Origin of the sequence: Streptomyces sp. NPDC017056 (genome assembly GCF_044332485.1) — a bacterium.
Taxonomy (GTDB): domain Bacteria; phylum Actinomycetota; class Actinomycetes; order Streptomycetales; family Streptomycetaceae; genus Streptomyces.
On the sequence record NZ_JBIRPD010000002.1, the window covers coordinates 486,462 to 508,418 of the forward strand.

15 protein-coding genes are annotated in these 21,957 nt (G+C 72.2%); 10 read left to right on the forward strand and 5 right to left on the reverse strand.

The window, feature by feature from the left end:
* Positions 1 to 220 precede the first annotated feature (220 nt).
* The 4 genes from ACH4OW_RS05230 to wecB are packed head-to-tail and all read right to left on the reverse strand — an operon-like array spanning position 221 to position 8,333.
* On the reverse strand, positions 221 to 2,527 hold the full coding sequence (locus ACH4OW_RS05230; protein ID WP_398025070.1) for a hypothetical protein: 2,307 nt from the start codon (positions 2,525 to 2,527) through the stop codon (positions 221 to 223).
* A gap of 17 nt (positions 2,528 to 2,544) precedes the next feature.
* A complete protein-coding gene (locus tag ACH4OW_RS05235; RefSeq protein WP_398025072.1) occupies positions 2,545 to 4,851 on the reverse strand; it encodes an NHL repeat-containing protein in 2,307 nt (768 codons plus the stop codon).
* A gap of 21 nt (positions 4,852 to 4,872) precedes the next feature.
* Positions 4,873 to 7,140, reverse strand: coding sequence for an NHL repeat-containing protein (locus tag ACH4OW_RS05240; protein ID WP_398025075.1), 2,268 nt, complete (start codon positions 7,138 to 7,140; stop codon positions 4,873 to 4,875).
* Entirely contained in the window at positions 7,137 to 8,333 is a 1,197-nt protein-coding gene (gene wecB / locus ACH4OW_RS05245) for a non-hydrolyzing UDP-N-acetylglucosamine 2-epimerase (RefSeq protein WP_398025077.1), read from the reverse strand. The genes ACH4OW_RS05240 and wecB overlap by 4 nt, the downstream gene beginning before the upstream one ends.
* Before the next feature lie 784 nt (positions 8,334 to 9,117).
* On the opposite strand from wecB, the gene ACH4OW_RS05250 reads away from it, so the two are divergent.
* From ACH4OW_RS05250 to ACH4OW_RS05260, 3 genes are all read left to right on the forward strand, one after another.
* Positions 9,118 to 10,506 carry a glycosyltransferase gene (locus ACH4OW_RS05250; RefSeq protein WP_398025079.1) on the forward strand — a complete coding sequence of 463 codons (1,389 nt, stop codon included), beginning with the start codon at positions 9,118 to 9,120 and terminating at the stop codon, positions 10,504 to 10,506.
* Between the two features lie 187 nt (positions 10,507 to 10,693).
* The gene (locus ACH4OW_RS05255; protein ID WP_398025081.1) at positions 10,694 to 11,521 is read left to right on the forward strand and encodes a SigB/SigF/SigG family RNA polymerase sigma factor; all 828 of its coding nucleotides are present in this window, start codon (positions 10,694 to 10,696) and stop codon (positions 11,519 to 11,521) included.
* A 123-nt stretch (positions 11,522 to 11,644) separates the two neighbouring features.
* Entirely contained in the window at positions 11,645 to 12,898 is a 1,254-nt protein-coding gene (locus ACH4OW_RS05260; protein WP_360138090.1) for an aromatic acid exporter family protein, read from the forward strand.
* Positions 12,899 to 13,102: 204 nt separating this feature from the next.
* Here the strand turns inward: ACH4OW_RS05260 and ACH4OW_RS05265 are convergent, their stop codons facing one another.
* On the reverse strand, positions 13,103 to 13,273 hold the full coding sequence (locus tag ACH4OW_RS05265; protein ID WP_360137807.1) for a hydrophobic protein: 171 nt from the start codon (positions 13,271 to 13,273) through the stop codon (positions 13,103 to 13,105).
* 156 nt (positions 13,274 to 13,429) lie between these two features.
* Here ACH4OW_RS05265 and ACH4OW_RS05270 point away from each other — a divergent pair, with 156 nt between their 5' ends.
* The 7 genes from ACH4OW_RS05270 to ACH4OW_RS05300 all read left to right on the forward strand — a co-directional run bounded on the left by ACH4OW_RS05270 (position 13,430) and on the right by ACH4OW_RS05300 (position 21,909).
* Positions 13,430 to 13,603 carry a CsbD family protein gene (locus tag ACH4OW_RS05270; RefSeq protein WP_360137810.1) on the forward strand — a complete coding sequence of 58 codons (174 nt, stop codon included), beginning with the start codon at positions 13,430 to 13,432 and terminating at the stop codon, positions 13,601 to 13,603.
* Positions 13,604 to 13,946: 343 nt separating this feature from the next.
* The gene (locus ACH4OW_RS05275; RefSeq protein WP_398025084.1) at positions 13,947 to 16,388 is read left to right on the forward strand and encodes a SpoIIE family protein phosphatase; all 2,442 of its coding nucleotides are present in this window, start codon (positions 13,947 to 13,949) and stop codon (positions 16,386 to 16,388) included.
* Between the two features lie 104 nt (positions 16,389 to 16,492).
* Complete coding sequence (locus ACH4OW_RS05280; protein WP_398025086.1) at positions 16,493 to 17,011, forward strand: DinB family protein; 519 nt, start codon at positions 16,493 to 16,495, stop codon at positions 17,009 to 17,011.
* 126 nt (positions 17,012 to 17,137) lie between these two features.
* Positions 17,138 to 17,899: a hypothetical protein gene (locus ACH4OW_RS05285; RefSeq protein ID WP_398025089.1), complete on the forward strand. Its 762-nt coding sequence runs from the start codon at positions 17,138 to 17,140 to the stop codon at positions 17,897 to 17,899.
* A 380-nt stretch (positions 17,900 to 18,279) separates the two neighbouring features.
* Positions 18,280 to 20,124: an asparagine synthase (glutamine-hydrolyzing) gene (gene asnB, locus ACH4OW_RS05290; RefSeq protein ID WP_398025091.1), complete on the forward strand. Its 1,845-nt coding sequence runs from the start codon at positions 18,280 to 18,282 to the stop codon at positions 20,122 to 20,124.
* Positions 20,125 to 20,153: 29 nt separating this feature from the next.
* On the forward strand, positions 20,154 to 20,585 hold the full coding sequence (locus tag ACH4OW_RS05295; RefSeq protein WP_398025093.1) for a MarR family winged helix-turn-helix transcriptional regulator: 432 nt from the start codon (positions 20,154 to 20,156) through the stop codon (positions 20,583 to 20,585).
* Between the two features lie 172 nt (positions 20,586 to 20,757).
* Entirely contained in the window at positions 20,758 to 21,909 is a 1,152-nt protein-coding gene (locus tag ACH4OW_RS05300; RefSeq protein WP_398025096.1) for an FAD-dependent monooxygenase, read from the forward strand.
* Positions 21,910 to 21,957 lie beyond the last annotated feature (48 nt).

The following is a 21,957-nucleotide window of genomic DNA, read 5'->3' on the forward strand; positions in this document are numbered from 1 at the left end:
GGCTCCTCGGCTGCTCGAAGGGCGGCGAATTCCGCAGATATGGGCGTTGTCCTCGCGCTGAGCCTCCCGGCGGCGCGTCAGCCACCTGGTGGGTTACTCAGCGTGACGAACTCAGGATAGGCGGCAGTGCCGGAGGTGGCGCAAGGTCTGTCCGTCCGGCGTCAGCCCGAGGGCCCCGACCGCGCTGCGGTCGGGGCCCTCGGGTGCGGTGGAGGTGAGGTCAGACGACGCGGGCGCTCAGCGGTACGGGCGTCAGGCGGCCGAGGGCGGCGGCGCCGTCGTCGGACTGCGTGCCGGGCTTCGCGTCGGCCAGTGCGCGGATGCCGATGGTGTAGATCAGTGCGGTCTTGTCCGTGGTTCCGGTGTTGACGTGCGGGTTGGAGGAGATGATCAGCGTCTTGTCGCCATTCTCCAGGCGGGTGTCGAGGTTTCCGGTGACGGCGGGCTGGACGTAGTAGTAGCCGTACGAGGCGCCGCCGGTGAACGCGAAGCCGGTGGGTGCGGTGAAGCGCTGCTCGATGGTGCCGGGGTTGACCGGCTGGTCGTTCAGGGAGCGGATTTCCAGGTTGAAGGTGGTGGACTGGCCGGGGGCGGCCTGCGGCACGCTTTCCTGGGCGGCGCGCAGCGCGGTCTCGTTCTGCGCGGAACCGGTGACGGTGCCGGTGAGCTGGACGGGGGTGTGCCTGCCGACGCTGGCCGAGCCGTTCTGGAAGGTGCCGGCCGTGGCGTTCGGGCGGGCCTGGATCGGGATGGTGTAGTACAGCGGCCCGGTGTCGCTGATGGTGGTGTTGACGTGCGGGTTGGCCGTGATGATCAGGGCCCGGCCGCCGTCCTCGATGCGGTAGTCCAGGTTGCCCGAGATCACGCCCTGGGCGGTGTTGTAGTAGGCGTAGGTGGGCTGGCCGGGGAAGACGAAGCCGCTCGGGGCGGTGAAGCGCTGGACGATGTCGCCGGGGCTGACGGGCTGCCCGCCGGCCGAGTCGTACTTGACGTTGAACGCGGTGCGCTGACCGGGAGCCACCTGCGGAATCGTGTCCTGCGTGATGGTCAGCGCCCGCTCGTCGGTGGGCGGCGGCGCGACGACGACGATCACTGGCAGCGTGTAGGTGTTGTCCTTGAGGTTGAGGTCGCCGCCGTACTGGATCTCCAGGGTGGAGGTGTACTGGCCGGGGGGCGTGTCGCCGGGGACGGTGATGCGGAACACGCCGTCGAGCGAGCCCTGCTGGGGCTGGAGCAGCTGTCCGGGGAACGTGCGGGACAGGCGGTTGCCGGTGGTCCCGGCAGGGCCGCGCAGCCCGTCGGCGAGGGTGAGGACGACGGTGACGTACTGGCCGTCGGCCGGGTTGGGGCCGCGGTTCTTGATCCGGGCACCGAGGTCGAACTCCTGGCCGGTCTGGACGGAGGGGGAGCTGACGACCTCGCCGTACAGGTCGGCGGTGGGCGGGGGCGGCGGGGTCATGGTGGCGACGGCGGTGACGCCGCGGACGCGGTGGTTGCTGCCGTCGGCGATGTAGAGGTTCCCGGCACGGTCCAGCGCGACCGACCGGGGGTAGTACAAACGGGTGGAGGCGGCCGGTCCGCCGTCGTCGACGTATCCGGCGGTGCCGTTGCCCGCCACGGTGGCGATGGTGCCGTCCGAAGCGACCGTGCGGATGCGGTGGTTGTCGCTCTCCGCGATATAGAGGTGGCCCGCGTCGTCCAGGCACACGTCCAAGGGGCCGTTGAGCGATGTGGCGGTGGCGGGTCCGCCGTCGGAGACGTAACCAGCGGTGCCGTTGCCCGCGACGGTGGTGATGATGCCGCGGGTGTCCACCTTGCGGACCCGGTGGTTACTGTTGTCCGCGATGTAGAGGTTTCCGTTGGCGTCCGCCCTCAGACCCGCGGGATGGTAGAGCTTGGTCGCGGTGGCGGGCCCGCCGTCCGAGACGTATCCGGCCTGGCCGTTCCCGGCGGCGGTGGTGATGATGCCGCGGGTGTCCACCTTGCGGACGCGGTGGTTGTTCCACTCGGCGAAGTACAGGTTCCCCTGGAGGTCGACCGCCACTCCGGTCGGGGTGTTGATCGGGGTGGCGGTGGCGGGTCCGCCGTCGGAGATATATCCGGCGGTGCCGTTGCCCGCGACGGTGGTGATGACGCCGGCCGTGTCCACCTTGCGGATGCGGTGGTTGTCGAGATCCGCGATGTACAGGTTGCCCGCGTCGTCGACCGCCACGGCCGAGGGGCTGTAGAGCTTGGTGGCGGTGGCGGGTCCGCCGTCGGAGACGTATCCGGCCTGGCCGTTGCCTGCGACGGTGGTGATGATGCCTTGCGGAGTCACCCTGCGGACCCGGTGGTTGCCCCGCTCGGCGATGTAGAGGTTGCCGTTCTTGTCCAGGGCCACGCCGTGCGGCCAGTTGAGCTGGGTGAGGGTCGCGGGTCCGCCGTCGGAGAGGTACCCGGCGGTGCCGTTGCCCGCCACCGTGGCGATGCAGCCTTGTGCGATGCCCGCGGGCTGCGGCCCGCGTCCCGGACTGCTCGTGGTTGTCATGGGAACTCCTTCCGTGGTCAGAGCACGCGGGCGGACAGCGGTACGGGCGCGAGGCGGCCGATGACGGCCTGGCCGTCGTTGGGCTGTGCGCCGGGTGTCGCGTTGGGCAGGGCACGGATGCCGATGGTGTAGATCAGTGCCGTCTTGTCGGTGGTCCCGGTGTTCAGGTGCGGGTTGGAGGAGATGACGAGGGTCTTGCCGCCGTCCTCCAACTGACCGTCCAGGTTGCCGGTCACGTACGGCGTCACGAAGTAGTAGCCGTACGAGGCGCTTCCGGTGAAGGTGAAGCCGGTGGGTGCGGTGAAGCGCTGCCCGATGGTGCCGGGGTTGACCGGCTGGTTGCCCAGCGACCGCAGCTCCAGGTTGAACGTGGTGTGCTGGCCCGGCGCTGCCGCGGGCACCGATTCCTGCACCACCCGCAGCGCCGTCTCGTCCTGCGCGGTCCCCGAGACGACGCCGGAGAGCTGCACCGGGGTGTGCCGGCCGATGCTCGCCGAGCCGTTGTCGTACCGTCCGGGCGCGGCGTCGGCGCGGGCCTGTACCGGGATGGTGTAGATCACCGAACCGGTGTCGCTGGTGGTGGTGTTGACGTGCGGGTTGGCGGTGATGAGCAGCGTCCGCCCCTCGTCCAGGACACTGTGGCTCAGGTTCCCCGAGATGACGCCGTGGATGGTCTCGTAGTACGCGTAGGTGGGCTGGCCGGTGAAGACGAACCCGGTCGGTGCGGTGAAGCGCTGGACGATCGTGCCGGGGTTGACCGGCTGTCCGGCGGGCGAGGTGTACCGGAGATTGAAGGTGCTGCGCTGGCCCGGCGCGACCTGCGGGACGGTGTCCTGGAAGATCGTCAGTGCGGTCTCGTCCGCCACGGGGTCGGGCACCACGACCGTGACGGGCAGGGTGTACGCGTTGTCCTTGAGGTTGAGGTCGCCGCCGTACTGGATCTCCAGCGTGGAGAGGTACGTGCCGGGCGGGGTGGTGGCTGGTGCGCTGATCCGGAACACGCCGTCGAACGTGCCCTGTTGGGGCAGCAGCTGCTGCCCGGAGAAGGTACGGGTGAGCCGCCTGCCGCTGGTTCCGGGGCCGCCGACCAGGCCGTCGGCCAGGTTCAGTACGACCGTGACGTACTGCCCGTCGGCCGGGTTGGGGCCGCGGTTGCGGATGCGCGCGCCGAGGTCGAATTCCTGGTCGCGCTGTACGCGGTAGGGGCTGATGACCTCGCCGTACAGGTCGGCGGCAGGCGGGGGCGGCGGCGTCATCTGCGCCACGGCCGTCACGCCGCGCACGCGGTGGTTGTTGCAGTCCGCGATGTACAGGTTGCCGCCCTGGTCCAGGGCGATGCTGGAGGGGTAGAAGAGCCGGGTGCCGGCGGCGGGCCCGCCGTCGTCCACGTATCCGGCGGTGCCGTTGCCCGCGACGGTGGTGATGATGCCGTCCGAGGTGACCTTGCGGATGCGGTGGTTGTGCCCGTCGCCGATGTACAGGCTCCCTGCCTCGTCCAGCGCCAGGCCCCACGGGTAGTGGAGCCGGGTGCCGAGGGCGGGTCCGCCGTCGGAGACGTACCCGGCGGTGCCGTTGCCCGCGACGGTGGTGATCAGGCCGTTGGGAGTCACCTTGCGGATGCGGTGGTTGTAGCGGTCGGCGATGTACAGGCTGCCTTCGGCGTCCACCACCAGGCCCATGGGGTGGTAGAGCCGGGTCGAGATCGCGGGTCCGCCGTCGGAGATGTACCCGGCCTCGCCGTTGCCTGCGACGGTGGTGATGATGCCGTTGGGGGTGACCTTGCGTACGCGGTGGTTGTGATGGTCCGCGATGTAGAGGTTGCCCGAGCGGTCGACGGTCAGCGCGTGCGGGTAGTGGAGCCGGGTGGCGATGGCGGGTCCGCCGTCGGAGATGTACCCGGCCTCGCCGTTGCCCGCGACGGTGGTGATGATGCCGTTCGGGGTGATCTTGCGTACGCGGTGGTTGTTGGTGTCCGCGATGAAGAGGTTGCCCGCGTCGTCCACGGCCACGTCCGCGGGGTAGTGGAGCCGGGTGGCGAGCGCGGGGCCGCCGTCGGAGACGTATCCGGCGTTGCCGTCCCCGGCGATGGTGGTGATGGTGCCGTTCGGGGTGACCTTGCGGATGCGGTGGTTGTAGCGGTCGGCGATGAACAGGTTGCCGTTCTTGTCGACGGTCACCCCTTGGGGGTAATGGACCCGGGTCAGCGCGCCGTGCCCCCCGTCGGAGATGAATCCGGCCACGCCGTTGCCCGCGACGGTGGCGATCGAGCCGTCGAGCAGGCCCGCGGGCTGCGGGCCGGTTCCCGTGCTGGAAGCGGTGGTCATGGTTGCTGCTCCTGTCGTGGGTCAGAGGACGTGGGCGGAGAGCGGTACGGGCGCCAGGCGCCCGAGGACGGCGCTGCCGTCGGTGGGCCGCGAGCCGGGTGCCGCGTCGGGCAGGGCGCGGATGCCGATCGTGTAGAGCAGCGCGGTCCGGTCGGTGGTGCCGGTGTTCAGGTGCGGGTCGGAGGTGACGACCAGCGTCCTGTCGCCGTCTTCGAGGCGCGTTTGGAGGTTCCCGGTCACGGCGGGCTGCACGTAGTAATAGCCGTACGAGGCGCCGCCGGTGAACGCGAAGCCGGTGGGTGCGGTGAAGCGCTGGGTCAGCGTGCCCGGGTTGACCGGCTGGTTGTTCAGCGACCGGATCTCGACGTTGAACGAGACGGTGTCGCCCGGCTTCGCCTCGGGCACGCTCTCCTGGGCCAGGCGCAGCGCCGGCTCGTCCTGGGAGTCGCCGGTGATCTCGGCCGAGATCTGTACGGGGGCGTGCTTGCCGACACTGGCGCTGCCGTCGCGCCGGATGCCCGGCCGGGCGTCGGCCAGTGCCTGGATGCCGAGCGTGTAGACGAGCGGGCCGGTGTCGCTGGACGTGGTGTTGACGTGCGGGTTGGCCGTGACGACCAGGGTACGGCCGGCGTCCTCGATCTCGTACGGCAGGTTTCCGGCGATCACACCGTGGATGGTGTTGTAGTAGCCGTACGACGGCTGGCCGGTGAAGGCGAACCCGGTGGGCGCGGAGAACCGCTGGACGATGTCCCCGGGGTTGACCGGCTCGCCGGTGGGCGAGTTGAAGACGACGTTGAACTTGGTGGTCTGTCCTGCCGCCGCCTGTGGGACGCTCTCCTGGCGGATTTCCAACGCGGTCTCGTCCGTCACCGGAGCCGGCGCGACGACCACGACGGGCAGGGTGAAGGTGTTGTCCTTGAGGTTGAGTTCGCCCGCGTACTGGATCTCCAGGGTGGATTCGTACGCACCGGGGGGTGTGGTCTCGGGCGCGGTGACCCGGAACACCCCGTCCAGCGAGGCGTACTGGGGAATGATCCGGGCGCCGGGGAAGGTGCGGGTCAGGCGCTGCCCGGTGGCACCGGGGCCGGCGACCAGCCCGTCGGCCAGGGTGAGGACGACCGTGACCTGCTGCCCCTCGACGGTGGACGGTCCCCGGTTCTTGATCCGGGCGCCGAGGTCGAACTCCTGGCCGCGCTGGACGGTGTGCGGGCTGACGACCTCGCCGAAGAGGTCGGCGACCGCGGGCGCGGCGGGGTCGTACCGGGTCGCTCCCGCGATCTTGCGGATGCGCTGGTTGCCGCCGTCGGCCACGTACAGGTCGCCTGCGTCGTCCAGCGCCAGCGTGGTGGGGAAGTAGAGCGTGGTGGTGTCGGCGGGTACGTCGTCCCGCTCGTAGCCGCCCGTGCCGTTGCCCGCGATGGTGATGATGGTGCCGTCGGTGCGGATCTTGCGGATGCGGTGGTTGCCGCAGTCCGCGATGTAGAGGTTGCCGGCGTCGTCCACCACCGAGCCCTCGGCGCCGTTCAGCCGCGTGTCGGTGGCCGGGCCGCCGTCCCGGACGTAGCCGGGTGACCCGTTGCCCGCGACGGTGGTGATGACGCCGTGCGTATCGACCTTGCGTATCCGGTGGTTGTCCTGGTCGCCGATGTAGAGGTTGCCTGCGCTGTCCACGCCCAGCCCCTTGGGGCTGTTGAGCGAGGCGGCGGTGGCCGGCCCGCCGTCCCCGCCGAAGCCGGCCGTTCCGGAGCCGGCGACCGTGTGGATGGTCCCGTCCGGCGTGATCTTGCGTACGCGCTGGCCGTACCGCTCGGTGACATACAGGTTCCCGGCCGTGTCCACGGCCACGGCGAAGGGATAGTCGAGCGAGGCGTCCACGGCGCGCCCGCCGTCCCCGCCCGACCCGCCGCCCGCCACGGTGGTGATGACACCCTGCGGCGTCACCTTGCGCACCCGGCAGTTGTTCCACTCCGCCACGTAGACGTTCCCGGTGTCGTCCGCCGCGATGCCCAGCGGCTGGTTGAGCCGGGCGGCGGTGGCGGGACCCCCGTCACCGCCGAAACCGGCCGTGCCGGTTCCCGCGATCGTGCTGATGACTCCGTCGGTGCCGACCTTGCGGACGCGGTGGTTGCCGACCTCTGAGACATAGAGGTTCCCTGACCGGTCCAAGGCGATCCGCGGGCCGTGGAGTTCGGCCTGGACCGCGGGTCCGCCGTCCCCGTCGGAGCCGGCCGCGCCGGTGCCGGCGACCGTGGTGATCGTGCCGGTGGGCACGCTGGCGGGAGTGGTCATCGCGTCTCCTGGTCAGTGATGTCGGACGGCCTGGGAGCCAGCCCCAGCAGCCAGCCGCAGGCGGCCGCGCAGCGCCGGGCGGCCCGTCCGTCGCCGTACGGATTGGGCCGGGGAAAAGGCAGGACCGGTTTTCCGGCGTCCAGCACGCCCTCGCGGGCGAATTCCTTTTCGGCCGCCGCCACGATCTCCGTCTCGTCCGTGCCGACGAGCCGGGCCAGCCCGGAATCGATCCCTTCGGTCCGCTCGGTGTTGTCCCGGGTCACCAGAATCGGCAGGCCGAAGGCCGCCGCCTCCTCCTGAATTCCGCCGGAGTCGGTGATGGCCAGCACGGACCGGGACAGGAGGCGGGCGAAGGCGTCGTACGGAATCGGCCCCGGCAAATGAACGTTGGGCAGGCCCCGCAGCGATTCCTCGATCGCGGTACGGACCGAGGGGTTCATGTGCGCGGCGACGACGAACGTCACGTCGGGATATTGACGGCTCAGCGTCGCCACCGCACGGCCCACCCGCCGGATCGGCGCACCCCAGTTCTCCCGCCGGTGTGCGGTCACGACGACCAGCGGAGCGGAATCCGCCGCGATTCCGCGGAGTCCGGATACGGTGCGGGGACGCGGGCTGCGGCTCGCGGCGACGACGGCGTCGATCACGGTGTTGCCCGTCACCACGATCCGGTCGGCCGCCACCCCCTCGGCGAGCAGGTTCCGGCGGGCGGCGCGCGTGGGCGCCAGGTGGAGATCGCTCAGCTCGGCGATCATCCGGCGATGGGCCTCCTCCGGAAACGGACTGCGCACGTCGCCGGAGCGCAGCCCCGCCTCCACGTGCACGACGGGGATCTTGGCGAAGAAGGCGGCCATCGCCCCGGCGAGCGCGGACGAGGTGTCGCCCTGGACGAGCACCGCGTGTACGGCGGGCGCGCGCAGCCGGTCGCCGAGTGCGCTGAGCAGACCGGCCGTCAGCTCGGTGACCGGCCCCGTGCCGGCCGTGCCGCCGGCGCCGGCGGGCGGGGCCAGTTCGGCCTCGGGGCGCAGCCCGAAGCAGGCGAGGGTGCTGCGGACCACCGGGCCGTGCTGGCCGGTGGTGAGCAGGACCGGTGCGGCCCAGCGCGTTCGCTGCAATTCCCGGACGACCGGGGCGAGTTTGATGGCTTCCGGGCGGGTGCCCACGACAATGACGATGCGCTGCCGGCCGCTCAATGCCGGGCCTTTTTCGTGGCGGAGGCAGGAAAAGAAGTCAGGCGCATAGAGACACCGTTCATCGCGTCGGTATACGACAAGTCCGCGTAGGGGCGAGGCGGCCCGCAGACGTTGAACATGCGACGTGTTACATCTGAGGCGGGTGATGGCGAGAGAATGCAGGTGTGGTCCGGCAACCCTTCGCGTCCGCTGACGCTAGGCGTCGGGACATAACGCGGGCAATGGTTCCCGCGTCACGTGATTGGCCGGATCGGAACAACGTGCCTGCTGAGAAAAGGAGAAAGCCCAGGTGCCCACGGGCATAGGGGATTTCCCGTGCCCGGACCATCGACGCAAAACCGCCGCCGCCGGTCACCGGGCACCGCCGGAACGTTACGGCGTGGTCTGGCCATCACCCGCCCGGTGGTTCACAGTGGTCACGGCCCGCCCCGCCACCCGTCCCGCTGCCTGCCCTGCGCACCCGCTGGCCTGCGCACTTCACGTCCTGCCGCCCGGAGGTGCCGCCTTTCCATGTACCTGGGACCCACCTGGCCGCTGGCAGGCGGCATGGCGGCGGCACGTGCCGGAACATCCGGTGGGCGTGGTGTCCTCACAGCCGCCATCGGTGCGGCCGTGGTACCGCTGGGGTTCGTCCTGGGGCGGGAGATCCAGCGCAGGCTGGGCGGCGGCCGGGCCGTGCCCGCGCACCTGCCCCGGCCAGGCCGCCCGGACGCGCCGATCCGCACCCGGCCGGCGCCCTCCGTGCCCAGCAGAGCCGCCGGGGCCCGACGTCGCAAGGGGGGACGTGCTGGTGAAAAACGCCCTGCTCAAGACCGTTGACACCGTCGGCAGCACCGTCATCGGGCTGTCCGCCGGCTACCTCGCCCTCGCCATGGGCGCCGGCCTGCTCGAACTGCGCCGCCAGAAAGCGAGGCTACGGGCGCAGGGCGACACCTCCTACGGCCGCCCGCACCTCGGCCGCCACGACCGCCACCACCTCTACGTCCTCGTCCCCTGCCTCAACGAGGAGTCGGTGATCGGCACGACGGTCAGCGGCCTCATGGGCCCGCGCACCACCGTCGTGGTCGTCGACGACGGCTCGGACGACGCCACCGGTGCCGCCGCCGAGCAGGCGGGCGCGGCGGCCCGCGCGGCCGGGCAGCAGGGGGAGGTGACCGTGTTGCGGCGGGAGCTGCCGCACGCCCGGCAGGGCAAGGGCGAGGCCCTCAACCACGCCATCCGCGTGGTGCGCGAGCGCGTCGCGGCTCTCGGGCAGGACCCCGGACGGACCGTGGTGTGCGTCATGGACGCCGACGGCCGCCTCTCCGACCGGGCGCTGTCCCACGTCATGCCGCTCTTCGGCGATCCGCGGGTCGGCGGGGTCCAACTCGGCGTCCGTATACGCAACCGCCGCGCCAACTTCCTGACCTGGTTCCAGGACTACCAGTTCTGGGCGATGGCCGCCGTCACCCAGTTCGGCCGCAACCTCACCAAGACCGTCAGCCTCGGCGGCAACGGCCAGTTCACCCGCCTCTCCGCCCTCGACGGCCTCGGCGAACGCCCCTGGTCCCAGTCCCTGACCGAAGACCTGGATCTGGCCATCAGCCTCGCCGCGCGCGGCTGGCGCCTGCGCACCACCGCCCACGCCTCCGTCGACCAGCAGGGCGTCAGCGACCTGCGGCGCCTCATCCGCCAGCGCACCCGCTGGTACCAGGGCCACATGACCGCGATCGGGCGCATGGGCGAGATCTGGCGCGCCCCGCGCATGGGGCACCTGGCAGCCCTGGAGATGTTCGCCTACCTGCTGGTGCCCTGGGTCCTCGACCTGCCGTGGTCGATCCTCTTCCAGTACTGCCTGTACTGGTTCCTGCGCAGCCCCGACGTCCTGGTCCTGCGGGGCAGACCGGCCGCCGCCGTCAACGGCACCCGGCTCCGCCTTCCCCTCAACGTCCTCGCCTGGTACCTGCTGGCTTTCGCACCCGCCCTGGCCACCTCCTGGACCTACCTGCGCCGGGACAAGACCGTCGGCCTGCCCCGCGCCCTGCTCCTGGGCCACTCCTTCGTCGTCATGAACTACATGTCGTTCCTCTGCGCCTGGCGGGCCCTGTTCCGCATGCTGCGCGGACAGACGGGGTGGACCAAGACGACCCGCGAGGCGGAGGCGCAGCAGGCACCGCGCCCGTACGGACCGTGACGCACGCCACAACAGAAAGTGGTGAATGCCGGGTGTAAGGGGAGCCGGGCGGGACAGAAGAGCGGGAGTGCTTCGAAACGGTAGGCACCCTTCCCTTTTCTCGTCGAGGGGTTCGGCTGCCGTTTTCCGGTCATGGCCCCTCGCCTGCCCGCGGACGCGTCCGCGGATCGTCTAAGGAGAGCCGGCGATGGCCACCCCCGCTACCGCGCACGCCCAGGGGCGCGGTGCCCGCGATGTCGACACCAGCGACGAGTTCCGGCTGCTGGCCACGTTGGAGGACGGGCCGGTCAAGGCGCAGATCCGCCAACGGATCATCACCGCGTGGCTGCCGATGGCGCACCGGCTGGCGTACCGGCTGCGGGAGCGCGGCGAACACCTCGACGACCTCAAGCAGGTCGCCGCCCTCGGCCTGGTCAAGGCCGTCGACCGCTTCGACCCCGACCGTGCCGAGGCGTTCGAGCAGTTCGCCGTCCCCACCATCACCGGGGAACTCAAGCGGCACTTCCGCGACCACACCTGGCATGTGCACGTGCCGCGCCGCATCCAGGACCTGCGTACCAAGGTCCGTACCGCGGTCCAGGAACTGAGCACCTCCCCGGACGGGCGCACGCCCACCGCGGCGCAGGTCGCCGCCCACGCCCGGCTGACCGAGCAGGACGCCGCCCTCGGGCTGAAGGCGCTGGGGACCTACCGTTCGCTGTCGCTGGAAGCGGCACTCGACCACGGTGGCGACGGCGGTGACGGCCACGCGCTCGTGGACGTCCTGGGCGAGCCCGAAGACGCCTTCGGGCTCGTCGAGGACCGTGCGGCGGCCAAGCCGTTCCTGGCCGGGCTGCCCGAGCGCGACCGCCGCATCCTGTACCTGCGGTTCTTCGAGGACCTGACGCAGAGCGCGATCGCCGCCCGGTTGGGCATCACGCAGATGCACGTCTCCCGTCTGCTCAGCCGGGCGCTGGCCCGGGTGCGCGCCGAGGTGTCGAAGGGGCCGGCGGAGGAGTACCGCAAGGCTGCCTGAGCCGTCTGTGGTGCAGGTGGCTCAGTGCGGCGGGAGAGCTGGGGTGCGGTCGTCCCGGCGGGGTACCGAGTGAAAGCGATCGGTCCGCTGTCAGGTGCGGACCGGATGAGGAACGGAGCGTGCATGACCGGACGGACGGGGGAGCGGGCTCCCCGGGAGAGAGGGCAGACGCGGCGTGAGCCCTCGGAGGCACAACGCCGGGAGTCGCCCGCGGCGCAGGGCCGGGCGGCCCGGTTGCGGCAGTGGTGGAGCCGCGCCTGGGGGTCGGCGGGGCACGAACGCCACACGCTGCTGCTGATCGGCAAGAGCACGCTCGCCGCCACGGCCGCCTGGGTGTGCTCCTACAACCTGCTCAACGCGCAGTCGCCGGCGTTCGCGCCGTTCTCCGCGGTGCTGATCATGCAGGTGACGGTGTACCAGTCGCTGTTGCAGTCACTGCGCTACGTGGGCGCCGTGGCGACCGGGGTGGCCGTACAGGCCGCTCTCGGCGCGCTGGCCGGCCCCGACGTGCTGACCTTCGCGCTCGTGGCGGTGGTGGCCCTGGTCATCGGGCGGTGGCCGGCCCTGGGCTCGCAGGGCTCACAGGTGGCGACGGCGGCGTTCTTCGCCTTCTCCACCTACGTGACGGCCCCGCCGGGCATCGGCAAGATCACCCACCTCGGGCAGATCGTCCTGCTGGTTCTCATCGGCTGCGGCATCGGCGTCCTCGTCAACGTGCTCGTGGTGCCGCCCCTGCGCTACCGCAGCGCCGAACACTCCGTCCACACCCTCGCCCGCGCACTGTGCGACCTGGTCAGCGACATGTACCCGGCCATGCGGGAGGGCGAGCTGGACGAGGAGCGCATCAGCCACTGGCGCAGCCGCGCCGAGCAGACCGGAGGGCTGATCACCCAGGCCGAGAACGGGTTGCGGACGGCGCGCGAGAGCCTCTACTACAACCCCCGCAGCCGGCTGGGCCGCCACCGCGGCCGTACGGGGTTCGAAGGGTACGGCGCGGTGCTCCAGGCGCTGGAGCGGACGCTGTACCAGATGGCCTCGCTCACCCGCAGCCTCGACCAGTGGCGCGAGGACGGCGACGAACGGGACCGGCGCTTCCTGCGCGGCTACGCCGACTTCCTCGAATCCGTCTCCCGCATCACCCGGACCCTCGGCGAAGTGGACGAGGACTCGCTGCACGAGCAGGCCCGGCAGCTCTGCGGGCTCGCCGACGAGGCGCAGGAGTGCTGCCGCCGGGTGACCGAACAGGCCGAGCAGGACGGCCTGCCGCTGACCGACCCGGCCCGCCCGTACGGCGTACTCGTCGTGGAGGCCACCCGGTTGATGGACGAGTTCCAGTACACCTGCGACGTGCTCCAGCACTACGTCGACGCACAGTGACGCCGGCGGGCCGGGACGGGCCGGGCTGGAGGTTGCGCGCGGTTCCCAGCGCGAGCCCTGGCCCGCCCCGGCTACGGCACCGACTACCCGATTCGGTGATCCCGATTCGGAAAAACGGGTACGGACGGTTCCGGAAAACGGCTGCGGGCCCGCCCGGATCACAAAGATCCGGGCGGGCCCGCAGCCGGTGCGCGGTGTGCTACCTCACCATCGGTACCAGCGCCCTCGGCGGCCGCCCGCTCCGGCGGAGCGCAGGACGAAGCCGAGAAGCCAGACCACGAGTACGACGACGGCCACCCACCATAGGGCCTTGAGGGCGAATCCGGCGCCGAACAGGATAAGCGCGAGAAGCAGAACGAGTAGCAAGGGAACCATGATTATCAACCTCCGGAGCGTCGTGTGCCCCGCGCTTTCGCTTTCACACACCTACGTTTTCCGTCGTTCCCGCGAAGTGCCTCCGGCGGCTTGTTTGCGCGACCGGCAGCCGGGCACTCGCGATGTCGACCAACGACTGCCGAAGGGGAGGACGCCATGAGCGCGAGCGAAAAGGCCAAGGCCAAGGCCGAGCAGGTCAAGGGTAAGATCAAGAAGGAAACCGGCCGCGCGGCCGACAACGATCAGGCGGCCGCCGAAGGCCAGGGCGACAAGACGAAGGGCAGCCTCCGAGAGGCCAAGGAAAAGGCCAAGGACGCTTTCAAGAAGTGAATCACGGCGAGCATGACGCGCACGTGGGGCCACAATCTTCCGGGTTGTGGCCCCACGTGCGTCGTCGCCGTTTCTTCCCCGGAATTCGGGCAGTGCGTGCACGTTGCCCCAAGCCGATACGGGTGCGATTGAACGGGTGGCCGGGAACCGGCCGTACTACCGGCCGTCGTGTGCTCCGCCCGGCGGAGTGAGCGGCCCGGGGCCCCCGGCCCGGGGCGCGGGTCGCGCGGGCCGACACGATACTGGGGCACACCTGCTCAAATTCACTATCTCGGGTCGCCCGGAGGAGTCGCCGCAGGGACGACGGTGCGGGGCCCGCTCGGCGAGTCGAAGGGGCGAAGCGATGGACGCACCGGTGCCGGACTTCACCGAGCGGCCGGAAGACCCGTTCGCGCTGCACCGCGCCGCCTCGGCGATGCTCGACGACCAGGGCGGGGTCGTGGGCTGGAGCGAGCGCGCCGAGGCCCTGCTCGGGCACCCGTCGCAGGAGGTGCTCGGGCGGCGGGCGGACGCGTTCCTGGTCCCCCGGGACGACCGGGGCGCCGTGGCGGACGCCGTCGCGGCGGCCCGGCGTGACGCGGGCTGGTCCGGCATCCTGCCGCTGCTGCACCGCGACGGGCGGCGCGTCGAGCTGGGCTTCCGGGTCCGTGCCGTCACGCGCGGCGACGCCGCGCGCGAGTGGTTCGTCGCCGCAGCGCCCGCGGCCGAGGTGGTCCAGTGGGAGATCGACCGCTCCGTCCTGGACGGCCTGTTCCGGCGTTCCCCCATCGGGCTGGCCGTGCACGCGCCCGACCTGAGCATCCTCCGTATCAACCGGGCGATCGCGGGCATCAGCCGGCGCCCCGCCGCCGCGCACCGGGGCCTGCGCATGGAGGACTTCCTGATCGGTCCCGACGTGGCGACCATCGAGGAGCGGCTGCGCCGGGTACTCCGGACGGGCGAGCCGCTGATCTTCACCGAGCAGCCGTGCCGGCTCCGCCTCGACCCGGGGCACGAGCGGGTGGTGTCCGTGTCCGCGTTCCGGATGCAGGACCGCTCCGGCACGGTGCTCGGCGTCACCCAACTGGTCGAAGACGTCACCGACCGGCACCGGGCCCAGCGGCGGCTCGCCGTCCTCAACCGGGCGAGCGCCCGTATCGGCACCACCCTGGACGTGGACCAGACCGCGGGGGAACTCGCCGAGGTCGCGGTCCCCGACCTCGCCGACGCCGTCTCCGTGGACCTGCTGGAGCCGGTCGTCCACGGCCAGGACCCCGCCAGGGGCACGCCCGTGGGGGTGTGCCGCGCGGCCGTCAGGTCCGTCGTGACGGCCGCCCTGGAGGTGATGTACCCCGTCGGCGAGGCGTTCCGGTTCGAGGCGGGCACGCCGCAGGCCCGGTGCCTCGCCGAGCGGCAGCCGGTACTGGAACCGGACCTGACGGGCAGCACCGGCTGGCACATCCAGGACCCCGAGCGGTCGAAGGCCGCCCTCCGCCTGGGCGCGCACTCGCTGATCGTCGTGCCGCTGGCGGCCCGCGGCCAGGCGCTGGGCCTGGTCAGCCTGTGGCGGGCGGAACGGTCCGAGCCGTTCGAGGAGGACGACCTCGTACTGGCCCAGGACTTTGCCGCCCGCGCCGCCGTCTGCATCGACAACGCCCGCCGCTACACCCAGGAGCACCACGGGGCACTGACCCTCCAGGAGAGCCTGCTGCCGCGGGAGCTGCCCCGGCAGCTGGCCGTCGAGGCCGCCCACCGCTACCTGCCCGCCGACCCCGCCGCGGGCGTCGGCGGCGACTGGTTCGACGTCATCCCGGTCTCCAGCGCGCGCGTGGCCCTCGTCGTCGGCGATGTCGTCGGACACGGGCTGCACGCCGCGGCCACCATGGGCCGGCTGCGCACCGCGGTGCACACGCTGGCCGCCCTCGACCTCGCGCCCGACGAGGTCCTCTCCCATCTGGACGACCTCGTCAACCGCCTGGCCGAGGAGCAGGAGTCGGCCGCCGGCGGCCCGCAGAGCCCGCAGGTCATCGGCGCGACCTGCCTGTACGCGGTCTACGACCCGGTCTCCCGGCGGTGCACCCTGGCCCGCGCCGGCCACCTGCCGCCCGCCGTGGTGGGCCCGGACGGCGGAATGAGCCTGCCCGACCTGCCCGCCGGGCCGCCGCTCGGGCTGGGCGGCCTGCCGTTCGAGACCGCGGAACTCGAACTCGCCGAAGGCAGCCTGCTGGCGCTGTACACCGACGGGCTGCTGGAGGCCCACAGCAGGGACATCGACGAGGGGCTGGCGCTGCTGGGCGAAGCGCTCGAACAGCCTCAACGCCCTCTGGAGGAGCTGTGCGAAGCGGCGGTGGACGCGCTGCTGCCCGTCCACCCGCGCGACGACGTCGCGCTGCTCCTCGCCCGTACGCGCGCACTGCCCTCGGAGAGCGTCGCCTCGTGGGAACTGCCCGCGGAACCGGCCGCCGCGGCACAGGCACGGGAGGTCACGGCGGCCACGCTCACCGAATGGGGCCTGGAGGAGCTGGCGTTCACCGCCGAACTGGTCGTGAGCGAACTGGTCACCAACGCCTACCGGTACGGCGGTACGCCGATCACGCTGCGGCTCATCCGCGACCGTTCGCTGATCTGCGAGGTCTCCGACCCCAGCAGCACCGCCCCGCACCTCAGGCGCGCGCACAGCACGGACGAGGGCGGCCGCGGCCTGCTCCTGGTCGCCCAGCTCACGGAGCGCTGGGGCGCCCGCCACACACGCGACGGCAAAACCGTCTGGACGGAACTCCTCCTGCCCGTCGCCGCGCCGGGCTGAGCAGCGCCGGTGGTGCGGATGCCGGTGGTGCGGGGGCCGGTGGTGCGGGTGGCGGCGGCACGCTCCGGGCCGCGTTGTCAGACCCCCGTGCCACGATGACGTCCATGAGCACTCCCGAACGTGCCATGCCTCCCCTGGACGCCGACGAGCGGGCCTCGCTGGAGAGCTGGCTCGACTTCTACCGCACCACCCTCGCCCAGAAGTGCGACGGGCTGACCGAGCAGCAGCTCCGCGCGGCGTCGGCGGCGCCCTCGCAGATCACCCTGCTCGGCCTCGTCCAGCACATGGCGGAGGTCGAGCGGAACTGGTTCCGCCGGGTCCTGGCCCAGGAGGACGCCCCGCCGATCTTCACCGACGGCACCGACGCCGGCAGCGGGGCCGCCGACGGCGGGTTCGAGCTCGCCGAGGGGGCCACCTACGAGAAGGCGCGGCTCATATGGCAGGCCGAGACGGAGCGCGCCCGGGAGAACTGCGCCGCCCGCGCGCTCGGCGACACCAGCCCGTTCATGGGCGGGCAGGTGACCCTGCGCTGGATCTACACCCACATGATCGCCGAATACGCCCGCCACTGCGGCCACGCCGACCTCGTCCGCGAGCGCATCGACGGCAGCACGGGCGTCTGACCACCGGCACGGGAGGAGGGAGGGGCGGGGCCCGGCACGGCGGGTTTACGTATTCCGCGTGCCGGGCGGGCTGAGGAGACTGGCGCCACCGACCGCACCGCGGGACACATCCGAGCGGAGGGCACCGTGGCAGACGACTCGACGGCCCAGGACCGGCAACTCCTGCACGCCTACTCGCGCGAGACCCGCGACCCGTACGTCCAGCGGCTGCTGGGCGAGCTGCTCGGGCACGTCAACCGCGCGGACTTCGCACGGACGGCGGGCGCGGGCGGCGGCAACACCCGGGACCTGGGCCAGGGGCGGTACGCCGTCTCCTACGCCCATACGCCGGCCATGTCCCGCAACGACCACCTCGCCGTGCTGGTCCACGAGCTCACCCACGTCGCGGTCAACCAGGCGTACGACTCCCAGATGCTCAACATCCGGGTGCCCGCGCTCGCGCCGGCGGAGGCCGACCGGGTGCGCGACGAGACACCGGGGCGCGAGGAGGACTTCCAGAACGCCCGCCTGGGGCGGCTGGACGCCCGGCGCCGCGACGCCTTCGTGGACCTGGTCGTCGGCAACGTCCGGCGGCTGCTGGAGGAACTGCCCGGGTCCGGGCTGCCCGCCGACCGGCAGCGGGCGATACGGACCAAGCTCACCGACCACCTGCGCGCCCGCCCGTACCACGAGTACGACGGGGTCCTCTCGCACGTGCTGACGTGGTGCGACCTGGACGGGGCCGACCGCCGCTCGCCCTTCTACCGGAGCCTGACCGCGATGGTGGCGCAGGCGGCCGACTGGCGCGCCGCCGGCGACGTCACCCTGCCGGGACGCCGCCGGCGCCGCGGGCTCCTGCGCCGGGTGGGCGGCGTGCTGAGCGGAATGTTCCGCGGGTTCCGCAGGTAGCCCCACGCGTGGCCCCACCCCTCAGACGACACAGGCCCCGACAGGCCCGGACAGGCCCCGTGCACGGGTAAAGCCTTGTTCACGGTGTCGTAAGCCGTGTGCCATCAGGCGGGGCTCCCCGCTGCCCGCGCGGCCGCGTGAAGCCGCAGCTCAGAGGCGTGTCGGCCGCCCATCTCCGGGCCTGGCACGAGGGGTTGGGCGGTTTCGGCGCGGTGACGGCGAGGTTGACGGAGCGTCCTCGTGAGGAACACCCTCGTTACATAGGTGCTCGATACAACTGACCTGTGGGGGGTGCCGGGCCGCCGGGCACCGCCGTGCCCGCGTACGGCTCCCCGGCGCGCGGCGGACCGCCTCCCCGGGCCGGATCAGGAGGACTTGGCATGTGTGGCATCACCGGCTGGATTTCCTTCGACCGTGACCTGCGCTCCGAGCAGGAGACCGTGGACGCGATGACCGAGACGATGTCCTGCCGCGGACCCGACGACCGCGGCACGTGGGTGCAGGGGCCCGCGGCCCTCGGCCACCGCCGCCTCGCGATCATCGACCTCCCGGGCGGCCGGCAGCCGATGGCCGCCGAGAAGGCGGACGGCAGCCCGGTCGCCGTCGTGTACTCCGGCGAGACGTACAACTTCGGCGAGCTGCGCGAGGAACTGGCCGCCAGGGGGCACCGGTTCACCACCGACTCCGACACCGAGGTCGTGCTGCGCGGCTACCTGGAGTGGGGCGAGGCGGTCGCCGAACGGCTCAACGGCATGTACGCGTTCGCCGTCTGGGACGAGCAGCGCCAGCGGCTGGTCATGATCCGCGACCGGATGGGCATCAAGCCGTTCTACTACTACGAGACGCCCGACGGCGTGCTGTTCGGCTCCGAGCCCAAGGCGATCCTCGCCAACCCGCTCGCCCGGCGCACCGTCGGCCTCGACGGCATGCGCGAACTCTTCGCCCTCGTCAAGACGCCCGGCCACGCCGTGTGGGAGGGCATGTACGAGGTCGAGCCGGGCACGGTGGTCACCGTCGACCGCGGCGGCCTGCGCCGGCACGTCTACTGGTCGTTGCAGACCCGCGCCCACCAGGACGACCGGGACACCTCCGTCGCCCACGTCCGCACCCTGCTCGACGACATCGTCCGCCGCCAGCTCGTGTCCGACGTACCGCGCTGCACCCTGCTCTCCGGCGGCCTCGACTCCTCCGCGATGACCGCGCTGGCCGCCCGCCAACTGGGCGAGGAGGGCGAGACCGTACGCAGCTTCGCCGTCGACTTCGTCGGCCAGACCGAGCACTTCGTCGCCGACGACCTGCGCGCCACCCCCGACACGCCGTACGTCCACGACGTGGCCCGCCTCTCCGGCACCGAGCACCAGGACATCGTGCTGGACTCCGACGCCCTGGCCGACCCCGAGGTGCGCGCGAAAGTCATACGGGCGCGGGACATACCGATGGGCCTCGGCGACATGGACGCCTCCCTCTACCTCCTCTTCAAGGCGATACGGGAGCAGTCGACCGTCGCCCTGTCCGGCGAGTCGGCCGACGAGGTCTTCGGCGGCTACAAGCAGTTCTTCGACGAGGAGGCCCGCCGGGCCGACACCTTCCCCTGGCTGGTGCGCTGGGCCGAGCACTTCGGCGACGACAGCAGCATCCTCGACCCCGGCCTCGCCGACGCCCTCGCCCTGGACTCCTACGTCCGGGACGGCTACCGGGCCGCGATCAAGGACGTACAGCGGCTGGAGGGGGAGAGCGACTTCGAGTTCCGGATGCGCAAGGTCTGCTATCTGCACCTGACCCGGTTCGTCCGCATCCTGCTCGACCGCAAGGACCGCGCGAGCATGGCCGTCGGCCTGGAGGTGCGGGTGCCGTTCTGCGACCACCGGCTGGTCGAGTACGTCTACAACACGCCGTGGGCGCTGAAGTCCTTCGACGGGCGCGAGAAGAGCCTGCTGCGCGAGGCCACCGCCGACGTCCTGCCGAAGTCCGTGTACGACAGGGTCAAGAGCCCGTACCCGTCGACGCAGGACCCCAAGTACGCGGTCGCGCTCCAGCAGCACGCCAAGGACCTGCTCGCGCGCTCCTCGCACCAGATCTTCGACATCGTGGACCGCAACTGGCTCAAGCAGGCGGCCGACCACGACGCGCCGCAGATCACCCAGGCGTCCCGGCGCGGCCTCGAGAAGACGCTGGACCTGGCCCTGTGGTTGGACATGTACCGCCCCCGCCTTACGCTTTCCTGACCCGGACCGGGCGGCACGATGGGCGAGCGATGACAATCGGCGACGACGCGGCACTGCAACTGGTGATCTCCTTGAACCGGCTCACCCGCAGCCTGCGCAGGGCTGCCTCGGCGGGCGGCATCCAGCCGACGCAGCTCGCCGTCCTGGCCCTGCTGAGCCGGCAGCAGGGCCCGTCCAGGATCGGTGAGATCGCGGCCTGGGTGCCCTGCTCGCAGCCGACCGCCACCGCCGCCGTACTGGGGCTGGAGTCGGCGGGCATGGTCCGCCGCGAGCCCGACCCCACGGACGGGCGGGCCAGCCGGGTCCTGGCCACCGAGCGGGGCAGGGCCGCGTTCGCCGACCTCGCGCGCGGCGAGGCCGAGGTGCTCTCCAAGCGCCTCGCCTCGCTGCGGCCCCACGAGGTCCGCCTGCTCGCCGAGGCGGCGCCGCTGCTGCGCCGCCTCGCGGAGGCGGGGGACTGAGCGGCGGGGGCGGGCTGAGCGGCGGGGGCGGGCTGAGCAACGGGCGCCACCGCCGGCCCTCCCGCCCCGCCACACGCGCCCCCTTCCGGACCGCGGCGCATGGACGCGATCCGGCCGGGTACACAGGTCCCCCTGGCCGCCTCTCAAGGACCGTTAGCCGATGCCCGTTTCCATGGCACGTCCCCACGCTCTCGTCGCCGGTGCCGGTATCGCGGGCCTGGCGGCGGCCCTGGCCCTGCGCGCCGCCGGCTGGGACGCGACGGTCGTCGAGCGGGCCCCGGCCCGCCGTACGGGCGATCACCTGGTCTTCCTCCGCGGCGACGGCTACCGCGCGGCCCGCCGGCTCGGGCTCGCCGACCACCTGAGCGACCGGCTGGGCCCGGACGGCCGGTGGTTCGAGATCGACGCACGCGGGCGCACGCTCCCCGGCCTGCGCCTCCCGGCCGGTGCGCGCCGCCCCCTGGCGCTGCTGCGCAGCGACGTCGAGACCGCGCTCCACCACTGCCTGCCCGACGACGTCGCCGTACGGTACGGCCGCTCGCCGGTGGCCGTCACCCAGACCCCGCACCACGTGCTGACCACCCTCGACGACGCCACCGAGATCCGCTCCGACCTGCTCATCGGCGCGGACGGCAGCCACTCGGCCGTACGCCGCCTGGCCTTCGGTCCTGACGGGCACTTCCGTCACGACTTCGGGCACGTCGCCGCCGCGTGCCTGCTCGGCACCCCCTTGGCGGGGCTGGCAGCGGGCGACACCGCCGTCATGGCCGACGCGGGGCGCGCCGCGTGGGTGGCGGGCTTCCGCGACCGCGGGCCCGTGGCGTACTTCCTGTACCGCGGCGACGACCCCGCGGCGGAGCCGCGCGAGCCGGCGGGTGCCGCCCTGCGCCGGGTCTTCGGCGACTGTCCGGGCCCGCTGATGCCCGGACTCCTCGACGCGGCCGACCGCGCCGGCACCGTCCGCTTCGACCGGGTCGGCCAGATCCGCATGCCCCGGTGGACCAACCGCCGCGTCGTCCTGATGGGCGACGCGGCGTGGAGCCTGAGCCTGTACTCCGCGTACGGCGCCTGTCTCGCGGTCGAGGCCGCGGCGGGCCTCGCGGACGCGATCCGGACCGGCCGCCCGCTCGACCGGGCCGTCGCCCAGTGGGAACGGCGGACGCGCCCCACGGCCGGCTACCACGCCGACCAGGCGTGCCGCATGCGGCACCTGTTCCTGCCCGCCGGCCCCGCGGCGGCCCGCGCCCGCCGCGCGGCGATCCGCCTGTCCCGCAACCCCCTCACCCGCCCGCTGTCCCTGCGGCTCCTGCCGCTGCCGCTGTAGCGCACCGCGCGCGGGCGGCCCGGGTCCGCGCCCTTCCGTATCAATGGA

What these genes read in the sequence shown, in the direction of transcription:
- ACH4OW_RS05230 (WP_398025070.1), bottom strand. Translation starts at nt 2,527, where the DNA reads ATGACAACCACGAGCAGTCCGGGACGCGGGCCGCAGCCCGCGGGCATC.
- ACH4OW_RS05235 (WP_398025072.1), bottom strand. Translation starts at nt 4,851, where the DNA reads ATGACCACCGCTTCCAGCACGGGAACCGGCCCGCAGCCCGCGGGCCTG.
- ACH4OW_RS05240 (WP_398025075.1), bottom strand. Translation starts at nt 7,140, where the DNA reads ATGACCACTCCCGCCAGCGTGCCCACCGGCACGATCACCACGGTCGCC.
- ACH4OW_RS05255 (WP_398025081.1), top strand. Translation starts at nt 10,694, where the DNA reads ATGGCCACCCCCGCTACCGCGCACGCCCAGGGGCGCGGTGCCCGCGAT.
- ACH4OW_RS05260 (WP_360138090.1), top strand. Translation starts at nt 11,645, where the DNA reads ATGACCGGACGGACGGGGGAGCGGGCTCCCCGGGAGAGAGGGCAGACG.
- ACH4OW_RS05265 (WP_360137807.1), bottom strand. Translation starts at nt 13,273, where the DNA reads ATGGTTCCCTTGCTACTCGTTCTGCTTCTCGCGCTTATCCTGTTCGGC.
- ACH4OW_RS05270 (WP_360137810.1), top strand. Translation starts at nt 13,430, where the DNA reads ATGAGCGCGAGCGAAAAGGCCAAGGCCAAGGCCGAGCAGGTCAAGGGT.
- ACH4OW_RS05275 (WP_398025084.1), top strand. Translation starts at nt 13,947, where the DNA reads ATGGACGCACCGGTGCCGGACTTCACCGAGCGGCCGGAAGACCCGTTC.
- ACH4OW_RS05280 (WP_398025086.1), top strand. Translation starts at nt 16,493, where the DNA reads ATGAGCACTCCCGAACGTGCCATGCCTCCCCTGGACGCCGACGAGCGG.
- asnB (WP_398025091.1), top strand. Translation starts at nt 18,280, where the DNA reads ATGTGTGGCATCACCGGCTGGATTTCCTTCGACCGTGACCTGCGCTCC.
- ACH4OW_RS05295 (WP_398025093.1), top strand. Translation starts at nt 20,154, where the DNA reads ATGACAATCGGCGACGACGCGGCACTGCAACTGGTGATCTCCTTGAAC.
- ACH4OW_RS05300 (WP_398025096.1), top strand. Translation starts at nt 20,758, where the DNA reads ATGGCACGTCCCCACGCTCTCGTCGCCGGTGCCGGTATCGCGGGCCTG.